24 protein-coding genes are annotated in these 24,942 nt (G+C 71.0%); 12 read left to right on the top strand and 12 right to left on the bottom strand.

The genetic code is table 11. The annotated features are described in order from the left end of the window. The first annotated feature begins 415 nt into the window (after positions 1 to 415). The 3 genes from ACIG5F_RS00700 to ACIG5F_RS00710 all read left to right on the top strand — a co-directional run bounded on the left by ACIG5F_RS00700 (position 416) and on the right by ACIG5F_RS00710 (position 4,711). Complete coding sequence (locus ACIG5F_RS00700; protein ID WP_396515178.1) at positions 416 to 1,279, top strand: universal stress protein; 864 nt, start codon at positions 416 to 418, stop codon at positions 1,277 to 1,279. A 101-nt stretch (positions 1,280 to 1,380) separates the two neighbouring features. Then, the gene (locus ACIG5F_RS00705; protein WP_396515180.1) at positions 1,381 to 2,187 is read left to right on the top strand and encodes a universal stress protein; all 807 of its coding nucleotides are present in this window, start codon (positions 1,381 to 1,383) and stop codon (positions 2,185 to 2,187) included. A 160-nt stretch (positions 2,188 to 2,347) separates the two neighbouring features. Then, positions 2,348 to 4,711, top strand: coding sequence for an ATP-binding cassette domain-containing protein (locus ACIG5F_RS00710; protein WP_396515182.1), 2,364 nt, complete (start codon positions 2,348 to 2,350; stop codon positions 4,709 to 4,711). Here ACIG5F_RS00710 and ACIG5F_RS00715 read toward each other — a convergent pair. Beyond that, positions 4,708 to 5,532, bottom strand: a complete 825-nt coding sequence (locus ACIG5F_RS00715) for a helix-turn-helix transcriptional regulator (protein ID WP_396515183.1) — start codon at positions 5,530 to 5,532, stop codon at positions 4,708 to 4,710. The genes ACIG5F_RS00710 and ACIG5F_RS00715 overlap by 4 nt on opposite strands. A gap of 103 nt (positions 5,533 to 5,635) precedes the next feature. Between ACIG5F_RS00715 and ACIG5F_RS00720 the strand changes: the two genes are divergently transcribed. Further along, positions 5,636 to 7,078 (top strand): MFS transporter, encoded by a 1,443-nt coding sequence (locus tag ACIG5F_RS00720; protein ID WP_396515185.1) that lies wholly within the window; start codon positions 5,636 to 5,638, stop codon positions 7,076 to 7,078. Here ACIG5F_RS00720 and ACIG5F_RS00725 read toward each other — a convergent pair. Next, positions 7,068 to 7,886, bottom strand: coding sequence for an amidohydrolase family protein (locus tag ACIG5F_RS00725; protein WP_396515186.1), 819 nt, complete (start codon positions 7,884 to 7,886; stop codon positions 7,068 to 7,070). The genes ACIG5F_RS00720 and ACIG5F_RS00725 overlap by 11 nt on opposite strands. A 61-nt stretch (positions 7,887 to 7,947) precedes the next feature. On the opposite strand from ACIG5F_RS00725, the gene ACIG5F_RS00730 reads away from it, so the two are divergent. Genes ACIG5F_RS00730 through ACIG5F_RS00740 form a run of 3 tightly spaced genes read left to right on the top strand, consistent with a single transcriptional unit; the run spans position 7,948 to position 10,848 of the window. Further along, positions 7,948 to 8,592, top strand: a complete 645-nt coding sequence (locus tag ACIG5F_RS00730) for an HAD family hydrolase (protein WP_396515188.1) — start codon at positions 7,948 to 7,950, stop codon at positions 8,590 to 8,592. Further along, the gene (locus ACIG5F_RS00735) at positions 8,589 to 9,620 is read left to right on the top strand and encodes a phosphotransferase family protein (protein ID WP_396515190.1); all 1,032 of its coding nucleotides are present in this window, start codon (positions 8,589 to 8,591) and stop codon (positions 9,618 to 9,620) included. The genes ACIG5F_RS00730 and ACIG5F_RS00735 overlap by 4 nt, the downstream gene beginning before the upstream one ends. 4 nt (positions 9,621 to 9,624) lie before the next feature. Continuing rightward, on the top strand, positions 9,625 to 10,848 hold the full coding sequence (locus tag ACIG5F_RS00740) for an acyl-CoA dehydrogenase family protein (protein ID WP_396515192.1): 1,224 nt from the start codon (positions 9,625 to 9,627) through the stop codon (positions 10,846 to 10,848). Positions 10,849 to 10,898: 50 nt separating this feature from the next. Here ACIG5F_RS00740 and ACIG5F_RS00745 read toward each other — a convergent pair whose 3' ends face one another. Further along, positions 10,899 to 11,372 carry a hypothetical protein gene (locus ACIG5F_RS00745; RefSeq protein WP_396515194.1) on the bottom strand — a complete coding sequence of 158 codons (474 nt, stop codon included), beginning with the start codon at positions 11,370 to 11,372 and terminating at the stop codon, positions 10,899 to 10,901. Positions 11,373 to 11,522: 150 nt separating this feature from the next. On the opposite strand from ACIG5F_RS00745, the gene ACIG5F_RS00750 reads away from it, so the two are divergent. Then, entirely contained in the window at positions 11,523 to 12,353 is an 831-nt protein-coding gene (locus tag ACIG5F_RS00750) for an oxidoreductase (RefSeq protein WP_396515196.1), read from the top strand. Here ACIG5F_RS00750 and ACIG5F_RS00755 read toward each other — a convergent pair. After that, on the bottom strand, positions 12,234 to 13,715 hold the full coding sequence (locus tag ACIG5F_RS00755; protein WP_396515198.1) for an FAD-dependent monooxygenase: 1,482 nt from the start codon (positions 13,713 to 13,715) through the stop codon (positions 12,234 to 12,236). The genes ACIG5F_RS00750 and ACIG5F_RS00755 overlap by 120 nt on opposite strands. After that, on the bottom strand, positions 13,712 to 14,281 hold the full coding sequence (locus tag ACIG5F_RS00760; protein WP_396515200.1) for a TetR/AcrR family transcriptional regulator: 570 nt from the start codon (positions 14,279 to 14,281) through the stop codon (positions 13,712 to 13,714). The genes ACIG5F_RS00755 and ACIG5F_RS00760 overlap by 4 nt, the downstream gene beginning before the upstream one ends. A gap of 124 nt (positions 14,282 to 14,405) precedes the next feature. Between ACIG5F_RS00760 and ACIG5F_RS00765 the strand changes: the two genes are divergently transcribed. Genes ACIG5F_RS00765 through ACIG5F_RS00775 form a run of 3 tightly spaced genes read left to right on the top strand, consistent with a single transcriptional unit; the run spans position 14,406 to position 16,573 of the window. Continuing rightward, positions 14,406 to 14,867 carry a phage tail protein gene (locus ACIG5F_RS00765; RefSeq protein WP_396515202.1) on the top strand — a complete coding sequence of 154 codons (462 nt, stop codon included), beginning with the start codon at positions 14,406 to 14,408 and terminating at the stop codon, positions 14,865 to 14,867. Between the two features lie 4 nt (positions 14,868 to 14,871). Beyond that, complete coding sequence (locus ACIG5F_RS00770) at positions 14,872 to 15,717, top strand: class I SAM-dependent methyltransferase (protein WP_396515204.1); 846 nt, start codon at positions 14,872 to 14,874, stop codon at positions 15,715 to 15,717. A 10-nt stretch (positions 15,718 to 15,727) separates the two neighbouring features. Beyond that, on the top strand, positions 15,728 to 16,573 hold the full coding sequence (locus tag ACIG5F_RS00775; RefSeq protein ID WP_396515206.1) for a phosphotriesterase: 846 nt from the start codon (positions 15,728 to 15,730) through the stop codon (positions 16,571 to 16,573). Positions 16,574 to 16,635: 62 nt separating this feature from the next. On the opposite strand, the gene ACIG5F_RS00780 is transcribed toward ACIG5F_RS00775, so the two are convergent. The 5 genes from ACIG5F_RS00780 to ACIG5F_RS00800 form a co-directional block, all read right to left on the bottom strand. Further along, positions 16,636 to 17,007, bottom strand: a complete 372-nt coding sequence (locus ACIG5F_RS00780; protein ID WP_396515207.1) for a peptidase inhibitor family I36 protein — start codon at positions 17,005 to 17,007, stop codon at positions 16,636 to 16,638. A gap of 181 nt (positions 17,008 to 17,188) precedes the next feature. Then, complete coding sequence (locus ACIG5F_RS00785; RefSeq protein ID WP_396515209.1) at positions 17,189 to 17,776, bottom strand: AAA family ATPase; 588 nt, start codon at positions 17,774 to 17,776, stop codon at positions 17,189 to 17,191. A 38-nt stretch (positions 17,777 to 17,814) separates the two neighbouring features. After that, positions 17,815 to 18,798 carry a hypothetical protein gene (locus ACIG5F_RS00790; protein WP_396515211.1) on the bottom strand — a complete coding sequence of 328 codons (984 nt, stop codon included), beginning with the start codon at positions 18,796 to 18,798 and terminating at the stop codon, positions 17,815 to 17,817. Further along, positions 18,795 to 19,760, bottom strand: a complete 966-nt coding sequence (locus tag ACIG5F_RS00795) for a hypothetical protein (protein ID WP_396515213.1) — start codon at positions 19,758 to 19,760, stop codon at positions 18,795 to 18,797. Before ACIG5F_RS00795 ends, ACIG5F_RS00790 begins: the two co-directional genes overlap by 4 nt. A gap of 94 nt (positions 19,761 to 19,854) precedes the next feature. Then, on the bottom strand, positions 19,855 to 20,424 hold the full coding sequence (locus ACIG5F_RS00800) for a hypothetical protein (RefSeq protein ID WP_396515215.1): 570 nt from the start codon (positions 20,422 to 20,424) through the stop codon (positions 19,855 to 19,857). Between the two features lie 125 nt (positions 20,425 to 20,549). Between ACIG5F_RS00800 and ACIG5F_RS00805 the strand changes: the two genes are divergently transcribed. Further along, positions 20,550 to 23,324 (top strand): glycoside hydrolase family 3 C-terminal domain-containing protein, encoded by a 2,775-nt coding sequence (locus ACIG5F_RS00805; protein ID WP_396515216.1) that lies wholly within the window; start codon positions 20,550 to 20,552, stop codon positions 23,322 to 23,324. A gap of 88 nt (positions 23,325 to 23,412) precedes the next feature. Here ACIG5F_RS00805 and ACIG5F_RS00810 read toward each other — a convergent pair whose 3' ends face one another. Continuing rightward, a complete protein-coding gene (locus ACIG5F_RS00810) occupies positions 23,413 to 23,844 on the bottom strand; it encodes a DoxX family protein (RefSeq protein ID WP_396515218.1) in 432 nt (143 codons plus the stop codon). Positions 23,845 to 23,932: 88 nt separating this feature from the next. Further along, a complete protein-coding gene (locus ACIG5F_RS00815; RefSeq protein WP_396515220.1) occupies positions 23,933 to 24,937 on the bottom strand; it encodes an acyl-CoA dehydrogenase family protein in 1,005 nt (334 codons plus the stop codon). Between the last annotated feature and the right edge of the window lie 5 nt (positions 24,938 to 24,942).

Here is a 24,942-nt window from a genome sequence, read left to right on the forward strand (position 1 = left end):
ACTCGAAGCAATTGTTTTCTGACACCGTTGTCAGCGCTTCCGGTCAATTCCGGCCCGAGCCGATTCACCATCCACTGTGGACGGCCACGCCCGGTTGCGCCCCGTCGACCGGGCGGCGGGGATCCGCTGGTGGGACGGGTACTTTCCGGTAACTACGAGCGTCACGCCGCCATCAAACGGGTGATGTTGCCGCCCGGTCGACGGCCGGCCGGGCGGCCTGCGGCAACCGGGCGGCCGGGGTCGAATCCCGTGGCCGGGCCGAGCGTCCCGGTCCGTCCACTGTGGACGAATGTGGTCAACGGCACGCGAGAGTTAAATGTTCCGTAACGTCTGGCCACTGGAATTGGTCATGAGAAGCGGCCAAGGTAGAGGCATCTCCCGAGAGATCTCAGTCACCGGCGCCAGGAGGATGGTCATGGCGCAAGCGCACGCCGCCGCCACGCTCAACGCACCAGTCACCACGCGAACCACACTCGTCACCGCGGTCCCCGCTCCCGCGGTCACAAAGCGCATCGCCGTCGGCACGGACGGGTCCTACTGGGGCGACGCCGCGCTGGGCTGGGCCGCCCGGCACGCCTGCGTCGTCGGCGCGGAACTCGACGTGCACCAGGCCGACCCGCGGTTCGTGGACATCCCCGACGACATCCCGCCGGACGCCGGCATCGGCGCCACCCTCCGCTCGATGCCGATGCTGCCGGTGCGCATCCGCCGCAGCGGCCCCGACCCGGTCGGCACCCTGGTCGCCGCCAGCAAGCGGGCCGACCTGGTGGTGCTCGGCTGCCGCGGCTACCACCACGGCACGCTCGGCGTCGGCCGCAGCGTGGTGCCGGTGGTGGCGCGCGCCCAGTGCGACACGGTCGTCGTGCGCGGCCTGCCGTCCTCGCTGCACGGCCGCACCCGCTGGATCACGGCCCTGGTCCGCGGCACTGTCGAAGACGTCTCGGTGCTGGCCCGCGCCGGGAAACTGGCCACCTCGCTGCAGTCCAAGCTGCGCATCGTGCACGTCACCCCGCCGCCCGGCCCGCGCTGGCTGCCCGAGCAGCTCAGCTCGGTCACCGTGCTGGACCGGGCCGGGGCCCAACTGTCCACACTGGCCCCCAAGCTGATCCCGGAGCTGCGGTCGTTCGCCTGCCAGCCGCCGGAGGCCGCGGTCGCGTGCGCCGACTCCGACCTTCTTGTGCTCGGCGACGCCTCGCGCGGGGACCGGACCCACATCGACCCGATGACCAAGGCGGCTGTATATCATTCCCGATCGCCCGTGCTGGTCGTTCGTCACTGAACCAATCCCGCTCGGCCCCTGGCGATCAAGGCCATCGGGGGGCAGAGTGTCACACGACAACCAGTCAGCGCGAGAATCCCTGTGCCGCCAGGAGGGTTCGCATGGCGAGAGTGCTGCCGAGCGCGACGTCGACTCGTCCCCATCACCTTTCCCCCGAGGGGTTCGACCCGACCGTCGTGGTCGGCGCGGACGGCTCGCCGTGGGGCTCGGCCGCGCTCGGCTGGGCCGCGCGGTACGCCTGGCTGCGCGGCGAGGCGCTCACCGTGTACGCCGACGCACCCCGTCCGGGTGAACCTTCGGCGGCAGACCAATTGGCCACGATGCAGCCGCTGCCGGTCAGCATCGTGGAAAGCTCCGACGACCCGCTGCGCACGCTGGTGCCGGCCAGCGAGCACGCCGAGCTGGTGGTGCTGGGCTGCCGCGGCCGCCAGCACGTGACCATCGGGCTGGGCCGTTGGGTCCTGCCGGTGGTGGCCGCCGCGCACTGCGACACGCTCGTGGTGCGCGGCCTGGACGCCGCCGTGCACGGCATGCACTCGGTGATCACCGCGCTGGTCAGCGGCGGCCACGAGGACCGCCCGGTGCTGCGCCGCGCCGCCGCGCTGGCCGAGACCTTCCACGCCAAGCTGCACGTCGCCCACGCCTGGCCCACCCCGTCCGGCCGCACCGCCGGGCCGTCCGGCGACGCCCACGGCCAGGTCCTCGACCACGCCAAGGACTACCTGGCCACGGTGAACCGGCAGCTGTCGGCCAACTTCGAGGCGGTGCGGGCGCAGCCGTACGAGCTGGTGGCCACCCGCACCCACACCGACCTCATCGTCGTCGGCTCCGGCGGCCCCGGCCGCCTCGGCGGCGTCACCCGCGACGCCCTCCACCACGCCCTCTGCCCAGTCCTGGTCGTCCGCTAACCCCTCTTTTTTGTGTCATGAAGGGCCCCATACTGACGTTGAACGTCAGTATGGGGCCCTTCATGACGTTAAAGCGGGGGCGCGTCACATGGGCGGGGGCTCATCCGTCAGGTAGACAGTGGGCAGTTGCCCGCGCCCACCGGACCTGACGGAGACACCGATGAGCAAGAAGGCGCACGCCGCCGACAGCCACGACCTGATCCAGGTGGTGGGCGCGCGGGAGAACAACCTCAAGGACATCAGCGTCGAGATCCCCAAGCGGCGGCTGACCGTGTTCACCGGGGTGTCCGGCTCGGGCAAGAGCTCGCTGGTGTTCGGCACCATCGCCGCCGAGTCGCAGCGGATGATCAACGAGACCTACAGCGCCTTCGTCCAGGGCTTCATGCCCAGCCAGTCCCGGCCGGACGTGGACGTGCTGGAGGGCCTGACCACCGCGATCATCGTGGACCAGCAGCGGCTGGGCGCGGACCCGCGCTCCACCGTGGGCACGGCCACCGACGCCAACGCCATGCTGCGCATCCTGTTCAGCCGGCTGGGCAAGCCGCACATCGGCTCCCCGCAGGCCTTCTCCTTCAACGTCGCCTCGATCAGCGGGGCCGGCGCGGTCACCGTGGAGAAGGCCGGCCGGCAGGTCAAGGAGAGACGCAGCTTCAGCATCACCGGCGGCATGTGCCCGCGGTGCGAGGGCCGCGGCTCGGTCACCGACATCGACCTGACCCAGCTCTACGACGACAGCAAGTCGCTCAACGAGGGCGCGCTGACCATTCCCGGCTACACCCCGGGCGGCTGGAACTACCGCCTGTACGCCTCCTCGGGCTTCATCGATCCGGACAAGGCCATCCGCAGGTACACCAAGCGTGAACTCAACGACTTCCTGCACAGGGAACCGACCCGGATGAAGATCGAGGGCATCAACATGACCTACGAGGGCCTGGTCCCTCGGATCCAGAAGTCCATGCTGTCCAAGGACAAGGAGGGCATGCAGCCGCACATCCGGGCGTTCGTGGACCGGGCCGTCACGTTCACGGTCTGCCCCGACTGCGGCGGCTCCCGCCTCAACGAGGGCGCGCGCTCGTCGAAGATCGCCAAGATCAGCATCGCCGACGCCTGCGCCATGCAGATCAGCGACCTGGCCCAGTGGGTGCGGGGGCTGAAGGAGCCGTCGGTGGCCCCGCTGCTGGAGAAGCTGGTCCACACCCTGGACTCGTTCGTCGAGATCGGCCTGGGCTACCTCGCCCTGGACCGGCCGGCCGCCACGCTGTCCGGCGGCGAGGCGCAGCGGGTGAAGATGATCCGGCACCTGGGCTCGTCGCTCACCGACGTCACCTACGTCTTCGACGAGCCGACGATCGGCCTGCACCCGCACGACATCCAGCGCATGAACGAACTGCTGCTCCGCTTGCGCGACAAGGGCAACACCGTGCTTGTCGTGGAGCACAAGCCGAACACCATCGCCATCGCCGACCACGTCGTCGACCTCGGCCCCGGCGCCGGCGCGGCCGGCGGCACCGTGTGCTTCGAGGGCACCGTCGCCGGGCTGCGCCGCAGCGACACCGTCACCGGCCGTCACTTCGACGACCGAGCCTCCCTCAAGGACAGTGTCCGCACGCCCACCGGCGCGCTGGAGATCCGCGGCGCCACCACCCACAACCTGCGCAAGGTCGACGTCGACATCCCGCTCGGCGTGCTCACCGTGATCACCGGCGTCGCCGGCTCCGGCAAGAGCTCCCTCGTGCACGGCTCCATTCCCGCCGACCTCGGCGTGGTGTCCGTGGACCAGACCCCGATCCGCGGGTCCCGGCGCAGCAACCCCGCCACCTACACCGGCCTGCTGGAACCGATCCGCAAGGCCTTCGCCAAGGCCAACAACGTCAAGCCGGCGCTGTTCAGCGCCAACTCCGAGGGCGCGTGCCCGGTGTGCAACGGCGTCGGGCTGGTGTTCACCGACCTCGGTCCGATGGCCACCGTCTCCACCGTGTGCGAGGAGTGCGAGGGCCGCCGCTTCCAGGCCTCCGTGCTCGAATACACCCTGGGCGGCCGCAACATCAGCGAGGTGCTGGGCATGTCCGTCGCCGAGGCCGAGCAGTTCTTCGCCGCCGGCGAGGCCGCCACTCCCGCCGCCCATGCCGTCCTCGACCGCCTGACCGACGTCGGTCTGGGCTACCTCAGCCTCGGCCAGCCGCTCACCACCCTGTCCGGCGGCGAGATGCAGCGCCTCAAGCTGGCCACGCACATGGGCGAGAAGGGCGGCGTCTACGTCCTCGACGAGCCCACCACCGGCCTCCACCTCGCCGACGTCGAACAGCTGTTGGGCCTGCTGGACCGCCTCGTCGACGCCGGCAAGTCCGTCATCGTCGTCGAGCACCACCAGGCCGTCATGGCCCACGCCGACTGGATCATCGACCTCGGCCCCGGCGCCGGCCACGACGGCGGCCAGATCGTCTTCGAAGGCACTCCCGCCGACCTCGTCGCCAAGCGGTCGACGCTGACCGGCGAGCACCTCGCCGCGTACGTGGGGGCTTAGGCGGAGGCGAAACTGGCCAGGAAGTTCAGGGCTTCCTCGGCCGGGCTTCCCGGGGCGGCGGTGTAGACGACGAGCAGGTGGTGGGCGGCGCCGGGGGCCTGGAAGGTCTCGTAGTCCAGGGCGACCTCGCCGATGGCCGGGTGGTGGAAGTGCTTGCGGCCGTGGGTTTTCTCGTGCACGTGGTGGCTGGCCCAGAGGGCGCGGAACTCGGGGCTGCCCAGGGAGAGCTCGCCGATCAGCCGCACGAGTTCGGGATCGTGGGGCTGCCGGCCGGCGGCCATGCGCAGGATGCCGACGGTGGTGCGGGCGGCCTCGTCCCAGTCGAGGTGGACGCTGCGGGCGTCGGGATCGAGGAAGATCCGGCGGGCCATGGTGCGTTCCCGGGGCGGCAGGTTGGGGAAGTCGGCCAGCAGCGCGGCGGCCAGGCGGTTCCAGGCCAGGACGTCGGTGCGGTCGTTCATGATCACGGCCGGTGTGGTCGGCATGGCCTGGACGACGTGCCACAGGGCCGGGCGGAGGCGGTCGTCGCGGCGGGGGACGGCCACGCGGGGACGAGCCAGGTCGCGCAGATGGGCGCGTTCGGCCTGGCCGAGCCGCAAGGCCCGGCTGAGGGCGTCGAGCACCTCGTCGGACGGCCGGTCGGCGCGGCCCTGCTCCAGGCGCATGTAGTAGTCGGTGCTCAGCGCGGCGAGCTCGGCGACCTCCTCGCGGCGTAGGCCGGGCACCCGTCGACGCCCGGTCGGCGGCAGGCCGACATCGGCGGGGGACACCAGCGCCCGCCGAGCCCGCAGGTAGTCGCCGAGGGTGATCGAATCGGCCATGACCCCAGTATGGGTGGGAAGTCCCGGTCCGAAGGTGGCCCTGTCAGTCTCAGGGAACGGCGGTCTCTTCATCCGACGCCGCCTGGGCCCAACGATCGGCGGCATGACAGTTCTCGCCCCCACTCCCGTGAAGTCGGGTTACTGGGCCACGGTCGTCGCGGTCGGCGGCGCGAGCATGACGCTGCCGTTCTCGGTGACCGGGGCCGCGGTGGCCATGCCGAGCATGGCCGCGCAGCTCGGCTCCTCGGTCGGCGCGGCCCAGTGGATGCTCAACGCCTTCAACATCACCTTCGCGGCGCTGCCGCTGGCCGCCGGCGGCCTGGCCGACCGGATCGGTAGGCGGCGGGTGCTGCTGACCGGCATCGGGCTGGTCGGCCTGCTCTCGCTGCTGATCGCCCTCGCGCCGTCGATGGTCCTGGTCGACGTGGCTCGCGCGGTTCAGGGCTGTGGGGCCGCGGCGGTGCTGGCCTCGGGCGCGGCGATCCTCGCCCATTCCACCTCGGGACGGCGTCGGCAACTGGCCTTCGGGATTCTGGGCACGTGTTTCGGCACGGGCCTGGCGATCGGGCCGCTTGCCGCCGGGGCGCTGGTGGAGGTGGGCGGCTGGCGATCGGTGTTCCTGCTGGTCGCGGCCATGGCCGCGCCGGCATGGCTGTGTGCGACGCGGGCCCCGGAATCCCGGGACACCAACCATCCCGGGATCGACGTGGCCGGGCTGGTCTGCTTCACCGCCGGGCTCGCCGTCCTGTCGTTCGCGCTGGTCGAGGCCACCACCGCCGGCTGGACCGCGCCCGCAACGCTGGTGCCGCTGGGCATCGCGGTGCTGCTGGTCGCCCTGTTCGCCGTGGTCGAGGTCCGCCGGGCTGAGCGGGCGATGTTCGACGTGCGGCTGTACCGGCGGCCCGAGTTCCTCGCCGTGGTGTGCCAGCCGTTCACCGTCACCCTCGGCTTCGTCGTGCTGCTGGTGTATCTGCCCGCTTATCTGCAAGGCGTGGGCTCACGGACCGTGCTGGACAGCGGCCTGCTGTTGTTGCCGATGACCACGCCGGTCCTGCTGCTGCCGCTGATCGCCAGCCGCCTGGCCGCGCGCACGTCGGTACGGGCAGTGCTGACCGGGGCCTCGGTGCTGATCGTCGTCGGGGGCCTGCTGCTGACGACCGTGCACAGCGACAGCTCGTGGCTGGAGTTGGCGCTGCCGCTGCTGCCGTTCGGCGCGGGCGTCGGGCTGGCGTTCGGGGTGATGGACAACGCCGCCGTCAGCACCGTTCCCGTGGAGAAGGCCGGGGCCGCCGCCGGGATCTTCAACACCATGCGCATCACCGGCGAGTCGGTCGCCGTCTCCGGCGCGGCCGCCCTGCTCAGCACGCTGATCGCTGCCGGGCCGCCGTCGCTCGAAGCCGCTCAGGCCGTCCAGGGTCACGTCGCCGAGGCCCACCGCGCCGTCCTGGCCGCCGGCTTCACCGGCGCGATCCACACCCTCGGCGTCATCCTCGCCGTGCTGTCCACGCTCGGCGCGGTGCTGACCTACCTGGCACTCAAGCCTTGAGGGCGAAGACGCGGCGCGCGTTGCCGGTCAGGAACAGCTCGCGCGCCTCGTCGTCCAGCCCGAGGTCGTCGAGGTGCTCCAGCGCCCGGGCCGGCGTGATCATCGGGTAGTTGGAGCCGAACAGGACCTTGCGGCGGCCGCGGCCGCGCAGGTAGTCGACGAGCTCAGGCGGGTAGCGGCGGGCGGTGTAGGCGCTGGTGTCGACAAAGACATTGGCGTGCTTGTCGGCCACCGCGATCATCTCCGTGGTCCACGGGTAGCCGATGTGGCCGCAGACGATGGTCAGCTCCGGGAAGTCCAGCGCCACCTGGTCGATGTACGGGATAGGCCGGCCGGTCTCCGACGGCCGCATCGGGCCGGTGTGCCCGACCTGGGTGCAGAACGGGATGCCCAGGTCCACGCACGCGGCGTACAGCGGGTAGTACAGGCGGTCGGTCGGCGGCAGCTGCCACAGCCACGGCACGATCCGCAGCGCCACGAACCCCAGCTCGGTCACCGCCCGCCGCAACTCCCGCACGGCCCCCATCGGCCGGCTCAGGTCCGCGCCCGCCACTCCGCGCAGCCGTCCGTCCGACTGCGCGACGAACTCCGCCAGCTCGTCGTTGCTGATCAGCGGCCCCTGCGGCCCGTACCAGGCCGACGCCAGCCCGATCTCCACGTCCGCCTCGGCCAGCGCGGCCACGGTCGTGGCCACCGGCAGCGGCTCGGTGCGGGTCTCCATCCCCGTCCACCGCCGCAGCGACTCGAACATCTCGTGATTGGTCTGACGCAGCGTCGGATGCTGCATCCAGGCATCGACAACCGGCATGTCCGGCACTCTATCGGTCCGTCGTGTTGTCGACATACCGACTGGTCGGTACTATCGCGGCGTGCCGCAAACCCGTGCCGTGGACGCCGTCGTGTTCGACTACGGCGGCGTGCTGACCACGCCCCTGAGCTCCGCCACCGGCAGCTGGCTGCGCGCCGACGGCATCGATCCCGACGGCTTCGCCGCGCTGATGCGGAGCTGGCTGGGGCGCGAGGCCGAGCCGGGCAACCCGATCCACCTGCTGGAGACCGGCGACCTCGAGGTGCCGGAGTTCGAGCGGCGGTTCGCGGCCCGGCTGGTCGCCACCGACGGCCGGCCGGTGCCGGCCGAAGGCGTGCTGGGCCGGCTGTTCGCCGCCATGGCGCCCAGCGACGACATGCTGACCCTGGTCCGCGACCTGCGGAAACTGGACCTGCGCACCGGGCTGCTGTCCAACAGCTGGGGCAACGACTACCCGCACGACCTGTTGGCGCAGCTGTGCGACGTGGTCGTGATCAGCGGCGAGGTCGGCCTGCGCAAGCCGGACGAGCCGATCTACCGGCTGCTGCTGGAGCGGCTGGACCTGCCGGCCGAGCGGGTCGTGTTCGTGGACGACTTCACCGCCAACGTGCGGACCGCGCAGCGGCTGGGCATGCACGGCATCAAACACGTCGATCCCGCCAGCACCCGTGCGGCGCTGGCCGAGCTGCTGGGGGAGTCGCTGTGAACCAAGCGCTGCCGGGCCTGGACGTCGAGGCCCTGGCCAAGTACCTGGACGCGGCCGGCGTGCTGGCCGGGCCGCTGGCCGCCGAGCTGATCACCGGCGGCCGGTCCAACCTGACCTACAAGGTTGACGACGGCACGCACGACTGGGTGCTGCGCCGGCCGCCGCTGGGCCACGTGCTGGCCACCGCGCACGACATGGGCCGCGAGTTCCGGGTGATCTCCGCGCTGGCCCCGACCAAGGTGCCGGTGCCCAGAACCGAGCTGTACTGCGAGGACGCCTCGGTCATCGGCGCGCCGTTCTATCTGATGGACCGGGTCGACGGCACGCCCATGCGGTCCCGCGCCGACACCGCCGGGCTGTCCGAGCAGCAGGCCGCCCGGGTCGCCGACGAGCTGATCGACGTGCTGGCCGAGCTGCACGAGGTGGATCCGCAGCAGGTCGGCCTGGGCGACTTCGGCCGTCCCGAGGGCTTCATGACCCGCCAGGTCGCCCGCTGGCGCAAGCAGCTGGACGCCTCCCGCAGCCGGGACCTGCCCGGCATCGAGGAGTTGCACGCCAAGCTGGCCGCCACCGTGCCGACCGCGCAGCGGGCGACCATCGTGCACGGCGACTACCGGCTGGACAACGCCCTGGTCACCACCGACCCGCTGGCCATCAGCGCGGTGCTGGACTGGGAGATGTCCACCCTCGGCGACCCCCTGTCCGACCTGGGACTGTTCGTCGTCTATTGGGCCGGCGTCGGCCGCGCCGAGGACGACCCGATCACCAACGGCGTCAACGCCACCCCTGGCTTTCCCGCCATCGACACGCTGGTCGAGCGCTACGCGCGGCGCACCGGCCTCGACGTCTCCGGCCTCGGCTGGTACGTCGCCTTCGCCTACTTCAAGCTCGCGGTGATCTTGGAGGGCATTCACTACCGGTTCGTGCAGGGCGGCACCGTCGGCGCCGGATTCGAGCGGATCGGCGCCCTCGTCGGCCCGCTCGTCGAGCACGGCGCCGCCGCGGCCGCCGCAGTCAAGGAGGACTGACCTGATGGAGTTCGAGTACGACCAGCGCACCCAGGAGCTGATCGGTCAGCTGACCGAGTTCATGGAGTCGCACGTGTACCCGGCCGAGGCCGCGCACCGGGACTGGGTGCTCGACAACCCGACCTCGTGGGACGCGCCGCCGGTCATCGAGGAGCTCAAGGCCGAGGCCCAGCAGCGGGGCCTGTGGAACCTGTTCCTGCCGGACAAGGAGCACGGCGCCGGCCTGACCAACCTCCAGTACGCGCCGCTGGCCGAGATCACCGGGCGCAGCCCGGCGCTGGCCCCGGAGGCGACCAACTGCGCGGCGCCGGACACCGGCAACATGGAGGTGCTGGCCGGGTTCGGCACCGCCCAGCAGCAGGAGCAGTGGCTCAAGCCGCTGCTGGCCGGGGAGATCCGCTCGGCGTTCTGCATGACCGAGCCGGACGTGGCCTCCTCGGACGCCACCAACATCGCCACCCGCATCGAGCGGGACGGCGACGAGTACGTGATCAACGGGCGGAAGTGGTTCGCCTCCGGCGCGATGAGCCCGCGCGCCAAGATCTTCATCGTGATGGGGCAGACCTCCCCGGACAACCCCGACCGGCACCGCCGGCAGAGCCAGGTGCTGGTGCCCCGCGACACCCCGGGCGTGAACGTCAAGCGCGGCATGCACGTCTTCGGCTTCACCGACGGCGCGCACGGCGGCCACGCCGAGATCGAGTTCAAGGACGTGCGCGTCCCCGTCTCCAACGTGATCGCCGGTGAGGGCGAGGGCTTCGCCATCGCCCAGGCCCGGCTCGGCCCCGGCCGCATCCACCACTGCATGCGGCTGATCGGCATGGCCGAGCGGGCCGTCGAGGCCATGTGCCAGCGGACGGTGAACCGGGTGGCGTTCGGCAAGCCGATCGCCGACCAGGGCGTCGTGCAGGAGTGGATCGCCGAGGCGCGGGTGGCCATCGAGCAGGCCCGGCTGCTGGTGCTCAAGACCGCGTGGCTGATGGACACCGTCGGCAACAAGGGCGCGCACACCGAGATCCAGTCCATCAAGATCGCCACCCCCGCGGCGGTGGAGAAGATCATCGACCGGGCCATTCAGGCCCACGGCGGCGGCGGCGTGAGCCAGGACTTCATCCTGACCACGCTGTGGGCGTCGGCCCGCATGCTGCGCCTGGCCGACGGCCCCGACGAGGTGCACAAGATGTCGCTGGCCCGGCGGGAACTGCGGCCCTACCGGCCGGCCCGCTGAGTCGACGGGTGCTCACCCCGGTGCCGGGGTGAGCACCCGTCTCGCAATTGTCAGAGCTTTCCCAATACGGCGTCGCTCAGGCGGTAGGCCGTGGTCCTGCCGTTGGTGGCGGTCGCGCAGCCGGTGGGCCTGATCGTCACGTACTCCGGATCTCCCTTGTCGTACGCGAAAATCACGACGTCGGTGGTGTTGTCGTCCATCGGGCACATGGTGCCGCGCGGCGGCGGGGTCGTGTCGGCCGCGTTCAGCGCCGCGACGAGGCCGTCGACATCGGTGACGGCCCGCGACCTGGTGAGCGGGATGTGCCCGGCCGGGACCGGCGCCGAGTAGAAGCAGACCGCCGCGGCCGCGGGATTGCCGGCCACCAACGGTTTCGCCGGCCCAGACCCGGGAACCGTCGGCAGGTCCTCCGGACACACCGGCGTGCTCACCGGCTTCGCCGCCGTCTGGACCGCCTGCGGGGCGCAGGCGGCGGCCGACAGCAGCACTCCCGCGATGACTATCGAACGCGTGATGGCGACCATGCCCCGAGGACGGGGCCGGTCACGGTTCGGGTTGCACGAGGTCACGCGACACACAACTCGTTGCCCTCGGGATGGTGCAGCACGACAAGGATCCGTGGCTGGCCGTGGTGGTAGACAAGCACAGTCGATCACCGAACAGGGGAGGACACGATGAGCAGGGTTTGGTTGGTCACCGGCGCCAACAGCGGCTTCGGCCGGGCCGTCACCACGGCCGCGGTGGCCGCCGGGGACCTGGTGGTCGCGGCGGCCCGGCGCACCGGGACGCTGGACGACCTGGTGGCGGCCCACCCCGACCAGGTCGAGGCGATCCAGCTGGACGTCACCGACATCGCCGCCGCCGAGGCGGCCGTGGCCGGGGTGGTGGCCCGGCACGGCCGGATCGACGTCCTGGTCAACAACGCCGGCCGCACCCACGTCGGCGCGGTCGAGGAGACCACCGACGCGGAGCTGCGGGCGCTGTTCGACGTGCACTTCTTCGGGCCGGCGGCGCTGACCCGGGCCGCCCTGCCGCACATGCGGGCCCGTCGCAGCGGCGCGATCGTGCAGCTGAGCAGCATGGGCGGCCAGATGTCGTTCGCCGGCTTCGGGGCCTACAGCGCGACCAAGTTCGCCCTGGAGGGCCTGTCCGAGGCGCTGGCCGACGAGGTCAACCGGCTCGGGATCAAGGTGCTGATCGTGGAGCCGGGGGCGTTCCGGACGAGCCTGATGAGCAACAAGGCGTTCAGCGAGGCGATCGCCGACTACGAGGAGTCGGTGGGCGCGACCCGCCGGATGACCTCGGAGGCCGGCGGCTCGGAGCCCGGCGACCCGGACAAGGCGGCCGCCGCGATCCTGGCCGCGCTGGACGCCTCGACGACGCCGCTACGGCTGGTGCTGGGCGGTGACGCGGTGGACGCGGTCGCCGGCCACCTCGAGAGCGTACGAGCGGACATCGACGCGTGGGAGAAGGTCTCCCGGGCCACCGCCTTCGACCAGGCGTAGCCACTGGCGCACGTCCGTCCCGACGGCCCCGATGTGGCCGTCGGGACGGACCAGCACCTCGACGCCGGGGGCGAGGTCGTAGCCCTCGATCGGTCCGCCGAAGGTCAACACCGTCGCGTGCGTGCCCCGGAACAGGTCGAACAGCCTGGTGCCGTCGGGCAGCATGCCGTCCGGGGCCCGGTCGCCCGCCTGCAACTGCCCCTTCTCGGCGCGGTCGTCCTGGGCCAGCGGGCCGCCGCGGTAGGTGATGTCGAGCTGGTGGATCGCCGGGGCCGCGCCGGTCGTGGGCCGGAAGTTGCGGCGGTGCATCTCGGTGGACAGGCCCAACACCTGCGCCGCGACCGGCATCCGCTCGGCCTCGTAGCTGTCCAGCAGCTCGTCCGGGGCGCCGCCCATGACCGCGGCCAGCTTCCAGCCCAGGTTGTAGGCGTCCTGCACGCTGGTGTTGAGGCCCTGGCCGCTGGCCGAGGAGTGCACGTGGGCGGCGTCGCCGGCCAGCAGCACCCGGCCGACCCGGAACCGGTCCACCATGCGCACGTTGATCCGGTACACCGAGATCCACCGCAGGTCGTGCAGCTCGATGTCGGTGCGACCGGTCCGGTCCAGCATGATCCGCCGCAGGGTGTCCAGGTCCGGCTCGTCCGCGTCCTGCGGCGACACGGCCGCGACGAACTGGTAGTAGTCGGTGTTGGGCAGGTTCCACAGCGAGAACCGCTTCGTCACGTCGCCGGCGTGCGTGATCAGGTGGCACGCCACGCCGTGCAGGCCCCTGGCCTTCACGTCGCCGACCAGAGTCCGCTCGGTGTCGTGGGTCTCCCCGGCGAAGCCGACCCCCAGCAGCTTGCGCACCGTGCTGCGGCCGCCGTCGGTGCCGACCAGGTAGTCGGCCTCGATCCGCTCCGGAATCCCCTTGCGCAGCACGGAAACCGTGACGCCGTCGGCCCGCTGCTCGACGCCCGTGACCTCGGTGTCGAACTCCACCTTGCCGCCCAGCGCGAGGAACCGGTCGTGCAGGATCCGGTCGGTCCGCCACTGCGGGATCAGCCAGGGCTTCGGGTACGGGACGCTGGGGGAGACCTGCGGATCCTCGATGCCCAGCATCTCGTGCAACGGCCGTTCCCAGACGATCTCCGTGCCCGAGTAGAGGCGGAAGTTCGGGAACGGCATGCCTTCGGCGCGCACGGCGTCGAGCACGCCGAGGTCGTCGAACACCTCCAGGGTTCTGGGTTGCAGGCCCTTGCCCCGGGATCCGGGGAACAGCCCCGACTCCCGGTCCAGCAGCCGGCACGGCACGCCTCGCCGGGCCAGCTCGACGCCCAGCGTCAGGCCGGTCGGGCCGGCCCCCGCGATCACCACTGTCATCTCTGTTCCCCCTTCGTCAACAGCACCAGCAGGACGTCGTCCACGACCCGCCTGATGAAGGCCTCGTCGATCTCGCCGACCGCGAGCTGGCGCATGACCATCGCCTCGGCCACGTCGTGCACCAGCTCGCTGTCCGCGTCCGCCGGCAGTTCGCCGCGGTCCACCGCCCGTTGCAGGCTGACCAGGAAGGGCGACAGCTCCTCGTCGCTGACGTGCTCCTTGAGCGCCGCCGCCAGCTCCTGGTCGTGCTTCGCCGCCGCGATCAGGCCGCCGATCAGGGTCATGTGCCGTTCGTCGGCGCGGTCCTTGAGCGTGCGCATCACCGCGTACAGGTCCGAGCGCAGGCCGCCGGTGTCCGGGATCGCCTTGTTCTGCTCCGCGTCGGAGGCGTCCAGCGCCGCCTTCACCAGCTGGGCCTTGTTCCGCCACCGCCGGTAGATCGTCGCCTTGCTGGCCTGCGCCCGCGCCGCCACCCCGTCCATCGTCAGGTTGCCGTATCCCCCCTCGACCAGCAGGTCGATCACCGCCGCCAGGATGGCGTCCTCCCGCTCCTTGCCCCGCACCATGTCCCGAAGTGTACGAAACGGTCTCGTACACTTCAACCCTCTATGGCCGTTCGGCGCGGCCATCCCCGCCACCTGCGCATACGCTGAGATCCGCCAGCCGGACCTGCCTGTGGAGGACCACGCCATGCCCTATGCCGTTGACTTCGAGACCGTGTCGACCGTCGGCCTGGAGACCTCGCCGGTCGCGGACGCGCTCGCCGGGCTGAGAGCCAACGAGGCCCGCTACTTCAAGAACAAGTACGGCCACGTCTTCACCGTCGAGCCCGCCGCCGATGCGGGCTCCACCGTCGACTGGGTGCACGAGATCCTCAAGGACGAGCGCGACATCGTCATCGCCGCCCGTGCACTCGAAGCCACCGAGTTCCAGGTCGACAACATCCGCATGGCCTACGTCTTCTACGAGGACGGCCTGTCGGTCAACGTCATGTACACCCTCGACGACCTCGGCAAGCGAGCCGTCGGCTTCAAGCTCTCCGACGGCATGGACATCCCCGCCGAGCTCGCCGCCTTCAAGTTCGCCCGCCAGAAGTCCAAGCTCGCCGGCACCATCCGCGGCTCCTACTTCGTCATCAAGAAGGAGCACTGACCCGATGCCCGGACCCGAGCAGATCCGCGACAGCCAGCGCCAGGCCTGGGCCGGCCTGGCCGCGGGCTGGGCGAAGTGGGACTCGGTGATCATGGATCAGCTGGGTCCGGTCGGCGCGGCGATCATGGACGGTCTCGGTGTCGTGGACGGCCGGCGCCATCTCGACATCGCCTCGGGCACCGGCGAGCCGGGCCTGAGCATCGCCAGGCGGTGGCCGGCCGGGCACGTCGTGCTGACCGACCTCGTCCCGGAGATGCTCGACGTCGCCGCGCGGCGTGCCCGGGCGCAGGGCATCGCCAACATCGACACGACGGTGTGCGGTGCCGACGAGCTGCCCTTCGACGGCGACAGCTTCGACAGCGTCTCGGTGCGCTTCGGCTACATGTTCTTCCCCGACCTGGCCCGGGCGACGGCCGAGTTCGCCCGCGTGCTCAAGCCGGGCGGACGACTGTGCTCGTCGGTGTGGATCGAGCCCGAACGGAATCCGTGGACGGCGACCGCCATGCGGGCGATCGCGACCGAGGTCGTGCTGCCGACGCCCGCCCCGGACGCGCCGGGCATGTTCCGCTGCGCCGCCCCCGGCCGCGTCAGCGCGCTCTACGCGGACGTCGGCCTGAGCGACATCGCCGAGTGGGACGTTCCCGTCCACCTCGTGACGGAGTCGCCCGACCAGTACTGGCAGGTGGTCAGCGAACACGTCGCGCCGGTCGTCGCCGCACTGCGGCAGGTCGACCAGCCGGCGCGGGAGCGAATACGGGCCCGCGCTGTCGCGGACGTCCGCGCCTTCAAGGCGAACGGCGTGGTCCGGGTCCCCGGCCTGGCCCGGTGCATCGTGGGGACGGCCCCCTAGAGTGACGAGCGTGATCCGCACCGTCCTGGGGGACGTCGATCGGCTCGGCGTCACCGACTCGCATGACCATCTGTTCCTGGCCAGCCGGGTGCTGCCGGGGCAGGAGCTCGACGACGTGGAGGCGGCGTCCGTTGAGCTGCAACGGTTTCACGACGCCGGCGGGCGGGCGGTGGTGCAGTGGACGCCGCACGGGATGAACCAGCGGCTCGACGCGCTGGCCGAGCTGTCCCGGCGGACCGGTGTGGACATCGTGGCGGCGACGGGGCTGCACCAGGCCCAGCACTACGAGCCGGAGTTTCTCGAGAAGTCGTTGCCACGGCTGGAAGAGCTGTTCGTGGCCGACGTCGTCGAGCGCCGCTGCGGGCTGATCAAAGTGGCCGGCGGGTACCACGGCCTCGACCCGCACGCCGTGCGCACGATGACGGCGGCGGCGGTGGCCCATGGCGAGACCGGGGTGCCGGTGAGTGTCCATCTGGAACTCGGCACGGCGGCCCTCGATGTGCTGGACCTGTTGTGCGGCAAGCTCGAAGTGCCGCCGGGGCGGGTGATCCTCGGCCACCTCAACCGCTTCCCGGACCGCTGGGTCCACCGCCGGGCAGCCGAGGCCGGAGCTTTCCTCGCGTTCGACGGCCCGTCGCGAGCCCACCACGCCACCGACTGGATGATGCCCGGTCTCCTCTCCGAACTCGCCGACGCCGGCTTCGCCTCCCGACTGCTGCTGGGCGGCGACACGACAACGGCGGCGGCAAGGGGCGTGCCGGGCATGCCGTACCTGCTGACCCACCTGCGCCCGCGTCTGGAGCCGACCCTGGCCGAACGAATCTTCGTCACCAATCCGACCAGGGCGTTCGGCTGAGCTCAGGCTTCACCGTTCCGCATACCATTCCGTTTGGGCAATGGTATGCGGAACGGTATTCGTCAGCATTCGATGTAGAAGCTTTCGATGCTGTCGTAGATATTGACCGTGCCGCCGATCGGCACATAGTACTCGGCCCCGTCGTACGCGTAGAGATAGATGTCGCCGTGCCCCCTGTTACGGACCGACTTCAATCCAGGAAAGGGGCCGTAGCCGCCGCAGTGCGGCGCCAGCCACCGTGAGCCGGTGCCGTTGTAGCCCGAGTAGTAACACGAGTAGCCGGCGACGCACGCATCCCAGTCCTGCGGACTGACCGACTGCCCGGCGGTCGCTGCCGGCGTGGACGACGTGGTCGGCTCGGCCGTTGCCGGCGCGCCCAACAGTCCGACGGCGGCCAGCGAGAGCCCCCCGATCGCCAGTATTCGTCGTAACATGATCCCACCCCTTTGTGATGTCACATTCCGCCCGTGGACGCTGAGCTGCGAATTGACTGGTCACATATCCCCGTGCGGTCGGCCGTGTCGGCCTGACACAAGTATGAGTGGATCCCCGGCGGGAAAACATCCTTTCGATCTGACGCTAAAGGCTTGACACGACGCGACCTGTGGAACTTGATCAGAGCCGGGCGGTGGTGCGCACACTATTCCGGAATCGTGTCGAGGGACCTCGGGCGGCCAGGGCGGCGGAGTCGGCGGCGGAGCGGGTGATCACCTGGGCGCTGTGCCAGCCGGTGGGAACCTGGTCGGCCAGCAGGGCCTCGCGCATCCGGGCGGCGCGGCGGACGTGGCGCTGGAAGGTCCGTGGATGCAGGACCCGGCCCCGGCTGCGTTGACCGCGGATGGCCTGCTCGACGGTGACGTCCAGCCACAGCATGCGGACGGGCCGCCGGCTGGCCAGGCCGAGCGACACGAGCCAGGCGCGAGTGGTGGCCCGGGTCGACGGGTCGTGCACGACGACCGGCCCCTGCCCCAGCGCCGCCCGCATCACGCGCAGCCGGTGCCACACGTGGACGACCGGCCGGTAGTAGCGGTACGCCAGGCCGGCCGGCAGCAGCGCCGACAGCCGGGCCCGCACCTGGTCGGAGTCCAGCACGGTCAGTCCATCCGCCGCGTGGGCGAGCATCGTGCTCTTGCCCGCCCCGGGCAGCCCGGCCACGACCAGGAGATCGCGCCGGCCCAGTTCGATGGTGATGCGCTCCCTCATGCCCGGACAACGCCCCGGCGATGGTAATGGTTCCTTTACTAGCTCCAGCGGTACCAGCCGTCCTGGTAGCGACGGGCGTCGGCCTCGGTCACCTCGATGCACTCGAACGTCGACGAGCAGCGACGGATGTCCTCCATCCGGAACGACGGCTCCCACCGGCCGTCGCGGAAGCTTTCCTCGTCCATGAGGCCGCCGGACCGGGGTAGCCGGAACAACCCGTGCGGATGCGTCTTGCGGGTCGGGTCCATGACCAGGAAGTAGTACCTGACGCGGTGGTGGATCCAGCGAGACAGGTCGGCCCACTCGATCGCCGCGCGCATCGCCGAGTGGGCGGCGTCGGACTGTGCCTCGTCGACTTCCCGGGCGGTCCAGTCGTACCGGCCGGCGGCGATCTGGCCGAGCAGGTCGGACGGCCGCCAGGCGTCATCAGGTCCGCAGCTGGTGAACACCAGCTCCGCGTTCCCGTTCCAGCCGGGGCTCAGAATCCTGGCCACCGGCTGGTCCCGTCCGTTCTCGGTGACGACGTACGCACGCCGCACGGCCGTCGGGTCAGCCTTGCGTCGAGCCACCTCAGGGTGAAGCGGCTCCGGCTCCTCCACGCCACGGGTTGCCTTGAACTCCTCAGCGGCCTGGGGCTCCACCTCGGTCAGGTCGCCGGCCGGCCGATCGGCGGAAACCCAGCCCTGGTCGGTGAATCGCTCGTAGACGACGGTCTTGTCCGCCACGTGGGCCCGTACGACCTCCCCGTCGACGGCGTAATAGCGGTGGACGCGGTTGATCCAGCGGGCCTGGTCGGCAGCACGGACATCCCCGGTGATCTGAGCTATGGCCGCCATCGCCACCGAGCGACGGGTCGTCGTGCGCGCCTGGCAGTAGTTGCGGGCGTGGGCGAGCCATTCCAGCCGATCCCGCCCGCTCCACGGGCGCCATCGCAGGTCGTAGGTGAAGACCTGCCCCGACGCCATCACCGCGAACGGCGTGCCGGTCCGGTCGAATCGGGACGAGATCAGCTCGTACTTCACGACGCGCCCCTGGTCCGGCGGTACCAGCCGGCCTGGTAGCGCCGGGCGTCGGCCTCGGTGACCTCGAGGTAGTAGTCCCAGCCGCCGTGGTCGGCGTCCATCAGGTACGTCGAGTGCAGCCACTGGCCGTCCCGGCTCAGGTACTCCTCCCGCTCGCCCTGCCGGTGGACCCGGACCAGGGCGGTCACGGTGTCCTTGCCCCGGGGGGTGTCCACGACGAAGTAATACCTGAGCTCCTGGTCGATCCAGCGGGACTCGTCGGCCCGGTGCCGGGCCCGGCCGATCGCGAAGAGGGCGGCGTCGGACTGCTTGCCGTCGACCTCGCGGACCGTCCAGTCGAAACGGCCGGCGGCGATCTGGCCGAGCAGGTCGGAGCTGTCCCAGGTCGGCGTGTCGAAGGTGGTCAGCCGCTCACGGGAGACGTTGTTGGTCAGCACGACGGCGAGCGGCTGGTCGTCGCCGGCCATGGAGACGACGTAGCGGCCCTCCTCGGCGCCCTTCTCGGCGCCGGGATCGACCGGGAACGGCCGGGGCGGCTCCGGGGCCACGTCGCCGGGATTCCACCGGGCCTTGTACTCCTCGGCGTCGTCGACGTCGACCTCGGTCAGCTGGTTGGTCGGCGGCGGCGCCGGCCACCACTGCTCGCCGGCGAACCGCTCGTAGGCGACGGTGTCCCGCGCCGCCAGGGTCGCCCGCAGCACCTCGCGCTCGTGGCGGTAGTAGCGGTGGGTCCGGTTGATCCAGGCCGCCTGGTCGGCCCGCCGGACGTCGCCGATGATCTGCTCCACCGCCGCCTCGGCCTCGTCGACCCCGACCGGTCTGGCCTCCCAGTGCCGCAGCCGGCGTCTCAGGTCGGACCGGCGCCACCGCAGGTCGTAGGTGAAGATCTCGTCCCCGCGCACCACGGCGTACGCGGTGGGGACCCGGTCCCGGGGATTGACGATCACGTGGAACCGGACCATCGGCCACCGCCCTTCTGTTCGGGCGATTCACCCTAACGACAACGAACCGGAAAAACAGTCTCTTTGGGACAGTTCCCACAGGCCGTAACACCGGTCAAAGAAAGTCACGCCAGAACGGGACGGTGGCGACGGGGTCCCAGGCGGGATCGGCGCGGTCCAGGCCGGGGCCGCCGAACTCCTGGTGGATGTAGTCGGCCAGGTCGACGCCGTAGTAGATGATGTCGGTCTGGTACACCGAGAGCACGGGGTGGCCGGAGGCGCCGCGGCCGGCGGGCAGGTAGCGGTGGCCGCACACGGGGACGAGCTGGGGCACGTCGGCGAGGTGGCGGCGGGCGATGGCCAGGCGTTGGTCCACGGTGTGCGGGCGAGGCCCCCAGGCGGCGTCCCACATGACGTTGTGCTCGACGTCGAACAGGACCCCTTCCACCGGCCAGTCCAACATCCGCCGCAGCTCGGCGGGATCGCCGTCCCGCCAGTCGGGCCAGCCGAGCCCGCGGTGGTCGTCGACCGGCAGCCCGGCGGCGAGGAAGGCTCGGTGGTCGTCGGCGAACGTGAACCCGAAGGCGGCCTCGACCTGGGCGAACTCGGCGTCGGTGAGGCCGGGCGTGATGAGGCAGCAGTGCAGCGCGGCCAGGCGGGCCGCGGCGTCCGGCTCGTGGGGCATCGGTCGCACCCTCGCCATCTTTATCGATACGTGACCGCTGTGCCCGACACCTTATGCCACGGTATGAAAGCGCTTCCAGCCGCCACTGCGCGCCTGTCCCGTGTGTGCTCAGTGAGGAGACCACCGTGTCCGCACGTCGCTGGCTGGGCGTAGCCGCAGCCGTTGGCCTGGCCGTCATCGCCCCGGCCCTGCCGCCCGCGTCGGCCGCACCCCAGGCCACCTGTGCCTGGGTCGGCTCGACCGCCCCCATCCCCCAGAGAGTCGCCCAGGTCCTGGCCCAGATGACCCAGGCGCAGAAGATCAGCCTGGTGCACGGCGCCGGCGGCGGCTACGTCGGCAACACGCCGGCGATCCCCGCGCTGTGCATCCCGGCCCTGGGCCTGGAGGACGGCCCGGCCGGTGTCGGCGAGAACCTCAACGGCGTCACGCAGCTGCCGGCCCCGGTGGCCGCCGCGGCGACGTGGGACGTCGACGCCGAGAACCAGTACGGTCAGTTGGTCGGCAGCGAGGAAGCCGGCAAGGGGGCCAACGTCAACCTCGGCCCGACCGTCAACATCGTCCGCGATCCCCGCTGGGGCCGGGCGTTCGAGTCGATGTCGGAGGACCCGTACCTGGCCGGGCAGCTGGGCGCGGCGGAGATCCGCGGCGTGCAGGGCGCCGGGGTGCTGGCCCAGATCAAGCACATCGGCGTCTACAACCAGGAGACCAACCGGAACACCCCGTCCGACAACGCCATCATCGACAGCCGCACCATGCAGGAGATCTACCTGCCCCAGTTCGGCATGGGCGTGCAGCAGGGCGCGGCGTCCTCGGCGATGTGCTCCTACAGCACCGTCAATGGCACCTACGCGTGCCAGAACCCGGCGCTGATGAACGGCCCGCTGCGGACCCAGTTCGGCTTCCCGGGCTTCGTGACCTCCGACTGGGGAGCGACCCACTCGACGGCCGCCTCGGCCAACGCCGGCATGGACCAGGAGATGCCCGGCGGCGACTTCTTCGGCAGCGCACTGCAAACCGCCGTGCAGAACGGCCAGGTGTCGCCGGCGACGCTGGACGCCATGGTCAGCCGGATCCTCACCGAGATGTTCGCCTTCGGCCTGTTCGACAACCCGCGCACCGGCAACACCGGCGCGACCGTCACCTCCACCGCGCACAAGACGGCGGCAAGGCAGATCGCCGCCGAGGGCACGGTTCTGTTGCGTAACAACAATGTCCTGCCGTTGACCACCTCGACCACGCACTCGATCGCGGTGCTCGGCGCGTCCGGCAGCAACTCCCCGCAGACCGCGGGCGGCGGCAGCGCGAAGGTCAACTCCTCCGGGACGGTCACGCCGTTGCAGGGCATCACCAGCCGCGCCGGCGCCGGTGTCACCGTGCAGTACGCGCCCGGCGACACCTCCGGCAACATCGCCCAAGCCGTGACGCTGGCCCGGAGTTCGAACGTGGCCGTCGTGTTCGCCAGCTACACCGAGTCCGAGGGCAGCGACCTCGGGAGCATCGACCTGCCGGGCGTGCAGAACCAGCTGATCACCCAGGTCGCCGCGGCCAACCCGAACACCATCGTGGTGCTCAACACCGGTTCGGCGGTGACGATGCCGTGGATCGACAGCGTGGCCGGCGTCCTGGAGGCCTGGTACCCGGGTCAGGAGGACGGCAACGCCATCGCCTCGGTGCTGTTCGGCGACACCAACCCGTCGGGCAAGCTGCCGGTCAGCTTCCCCAAGAGCCTGGCCGACGTGCCGGCGCACACCCAGGCGCAGTGGCCCGGCACCGGCGGCCAGGTCCAGTACTCGGAGGGCGTGAAGGTCGGCTACCGCTGGTACCAGGCGCAGAACATCGCGCCGCTGTTCCCGTTCGGATTCGGCTTGTCCTACACCAGCTTCGCGTTCAGCAACCTGCAAGTCGGGGCCCTCGACGCCCACGGCAAGACCACGGTGACCGCCACCGTCACCAACACCGGCAGCCGCGCCGGCTCCGACGTCGCCCAGCTGTACGTGGGCGATCCGGCCACTACCGGCGAACCTCCCTTGCAGCTCAAGGGATTCACCCGCGTCACGCTGCAACCCGGGGCGTCCACCACGGTCAGCTTCCCGGTGACGCTGCACGATCTGGCGTACTGGAACAACACCGCGTGGACCACCGCGCTCGGCTCGTACCGGATCGCGGTCGGCGACACCTCCGCCAGCCCCCAGCTGTCCGGCACGCTGACCGTCGCCAGCGCCAACGCCGGCAACACCGTCACCGTGACGAATCCGCAGGGCATGAGCAGTCCGGTCGGCACCGCAGTCAGTTTGCCCGTCCAGGCCTCGGATTCCGCCGCCGGCCAGACCCTCACGTTCACCGCCGCCGGCCTCCCGGCCGGACTGACGATCGCCGCCAACGGCACGATCTCCGGCACCGCGACCACCGGCGGCACCAGCACCGTGACCGTCACCGCGACCGACGGCACCGGGGCCGCCGGCTCCACCACCTTCGTCTGGACCGCCACCACCGGCAGCGGCGGCGGCACCGGCCACATCGGCGCGATCACCGCCGGCGTCGGCGCCAACCTCTGCCTCGACGTCCGCTCCGCCAGCAGCGCCAACGGCACCCCGGTGCAGATCTACACCTGCAACGGCACCACCGCGCAGACCTGGACCGTGAGCTCCGACGGGACCGTGCAGGCCCTGGGCAAGTGCATGGACATCACCAGCGCCGGCACCGCCAACGGCACCAAGATCCAGCTCTACGACTGCAACGGCACCGGGGCCCAGCAGTGGCAGCCGCAGACCAACGGCACCCTGCTCAACCCCAACTCCGGCCGCTGCCTCGACGACCCCGGCGCCACCACCACCCTCAGCACCCAGCTCCAGATCTGGGATTGCAACGCCCAGGCCCAGCAGCGGTGGACCCTGCCGTAATTCCAAGATCAAGGGACCAAAACTCTCGTCCAGTGTCAGGAAGGGGCCCTTCATGACACTGGACGAGAGAGCCGGGGCTGGGGGAGGGTCAGCGCTTGGCCAGGATGTCGACGCCCAGGGCGGTGCGGACGGCGGCGTTGCGCAGGTAGAGGCCGGCCCAGACCAGAACGCCGATGTAGACCGGGAAAAGCATGGACGAGAACAGCGGGGCGTCGATGCGCAGGTTGGCGCAGAAGGCGCCGCCCAGGTACGCGGTCTGGAACAGCGCGCCCAGCACGGCGGTGCGCGGGATGAGGTACAGCACCAGGCAGCCGACCTCCAGCAGGCCGGTGACCAACGCCGCGTAGGCCGGGAAGCCCTGCTGCTGGAAGGACTGCGCGACGAAGTCGGGGTTGGCCAGGTGCATCGCGGCGTCGAACAGCAGGAACAGCACGACAAAGCCGGTGATGCCGCGGCCGATCTTGGTGGCCAGCGGGGTCTTGGCGGCGGGGACGGTGGCGGTGGTGGCGATCGCGGTCATCTCGGGGCTCCGATCCTGGTGGTCTCTCGCGCTCTCACCACTGCGTCGGATGAGGCCTGCCCCGGATCGACATGCCGCCCGAAATTTGTCAGAAGATTTTTCCGAACGCCGCGAGCAGGCCGGCCTTGATCTCCGGCCGACCGGCGGCGACCAGCAGGAACGTGGCCTCGCGGACGAGGCGCTGGGCGTGGTCGCCGGCGAGGATGCCCCGGCTGCCGGTGGCGGCGACCAGCGCGCCGGCCGAGCGGAAGGCGAGCTCGGCGGCCGCGACCCGGGCCGCCGGCATCGAGGCCTGGTCGATCAGGCCGCCGTCCAGCCGATCGCGGGCGTCGGCGACCTCCTTGCGCAGCCGGTCGGCGACCTGACCCTGACCGGCCTCCTCGATCAGCCGGGCCGCGCGCTCGGCCACGCCCAGCGGGGCGCAGCCGTTGAGCCGGGACGCGAAGGCCGCGCTGCCGCCGACGAAGTCCTCGTACGGCATCGTGGCGTAGATCCGCTCGTCCGGCACGAAAAACCCGTCCAGTCCCAGGTGGACCGTGGCGGTGCCCTGGGCCGCGACCAGGCTCAGAGGTTGATGGGTCAGGCCCGGGGCGTCCACGGCGTCGATCACCGCGCTGACGATGGTGTCGCCATCGCGGCCGGCCAGCTGGAGCAGGTCGATCACGCCCCAGCCGCTGACGAACGGCGCCTCGCCGTCGAACACGTAGCCGCCGTCGACCCGTCTGGCCCGGACCTTCGGCGTCGGCGGAATCACCGCCGCGTAGGCCACGCCCCCACGCAGCCGGCCGGCCGCCAGCTCGTCCAGGTACCGCTCGCGCAGCGGCTCGTTGGTCGAGGCGTAGATGCCGCGGGTCAGGCCGTGATGCTGGATCCAGGTGAACATCGTGGCCAGGCAGCCGCCGGCGAGGGCCTCCAGGATCGCCACCGTCTCCGGCAGGCCGAGCGCCTCGTCCACGACGATGCCGTAGAAGCCCTCGGCCGCCAGCAGGTCGAAGTGGCTACGGGGCACCTCACCCGTCCGGTCGACCTCGGCCGCCGCCGGGAACAGCACCTCATCCGCGATGGCCCGGGCCCGGGCGACCAGCTCGTTCACACCTG

This window comes from Kutzneria sp. NPDC052558, from assembly GCF_044547355.1.
GTDB lineage: Bacteria > Actinomycetota > Actinomycetes > Mycobacteriales > Pseudonocardiaceae > Kutzneria.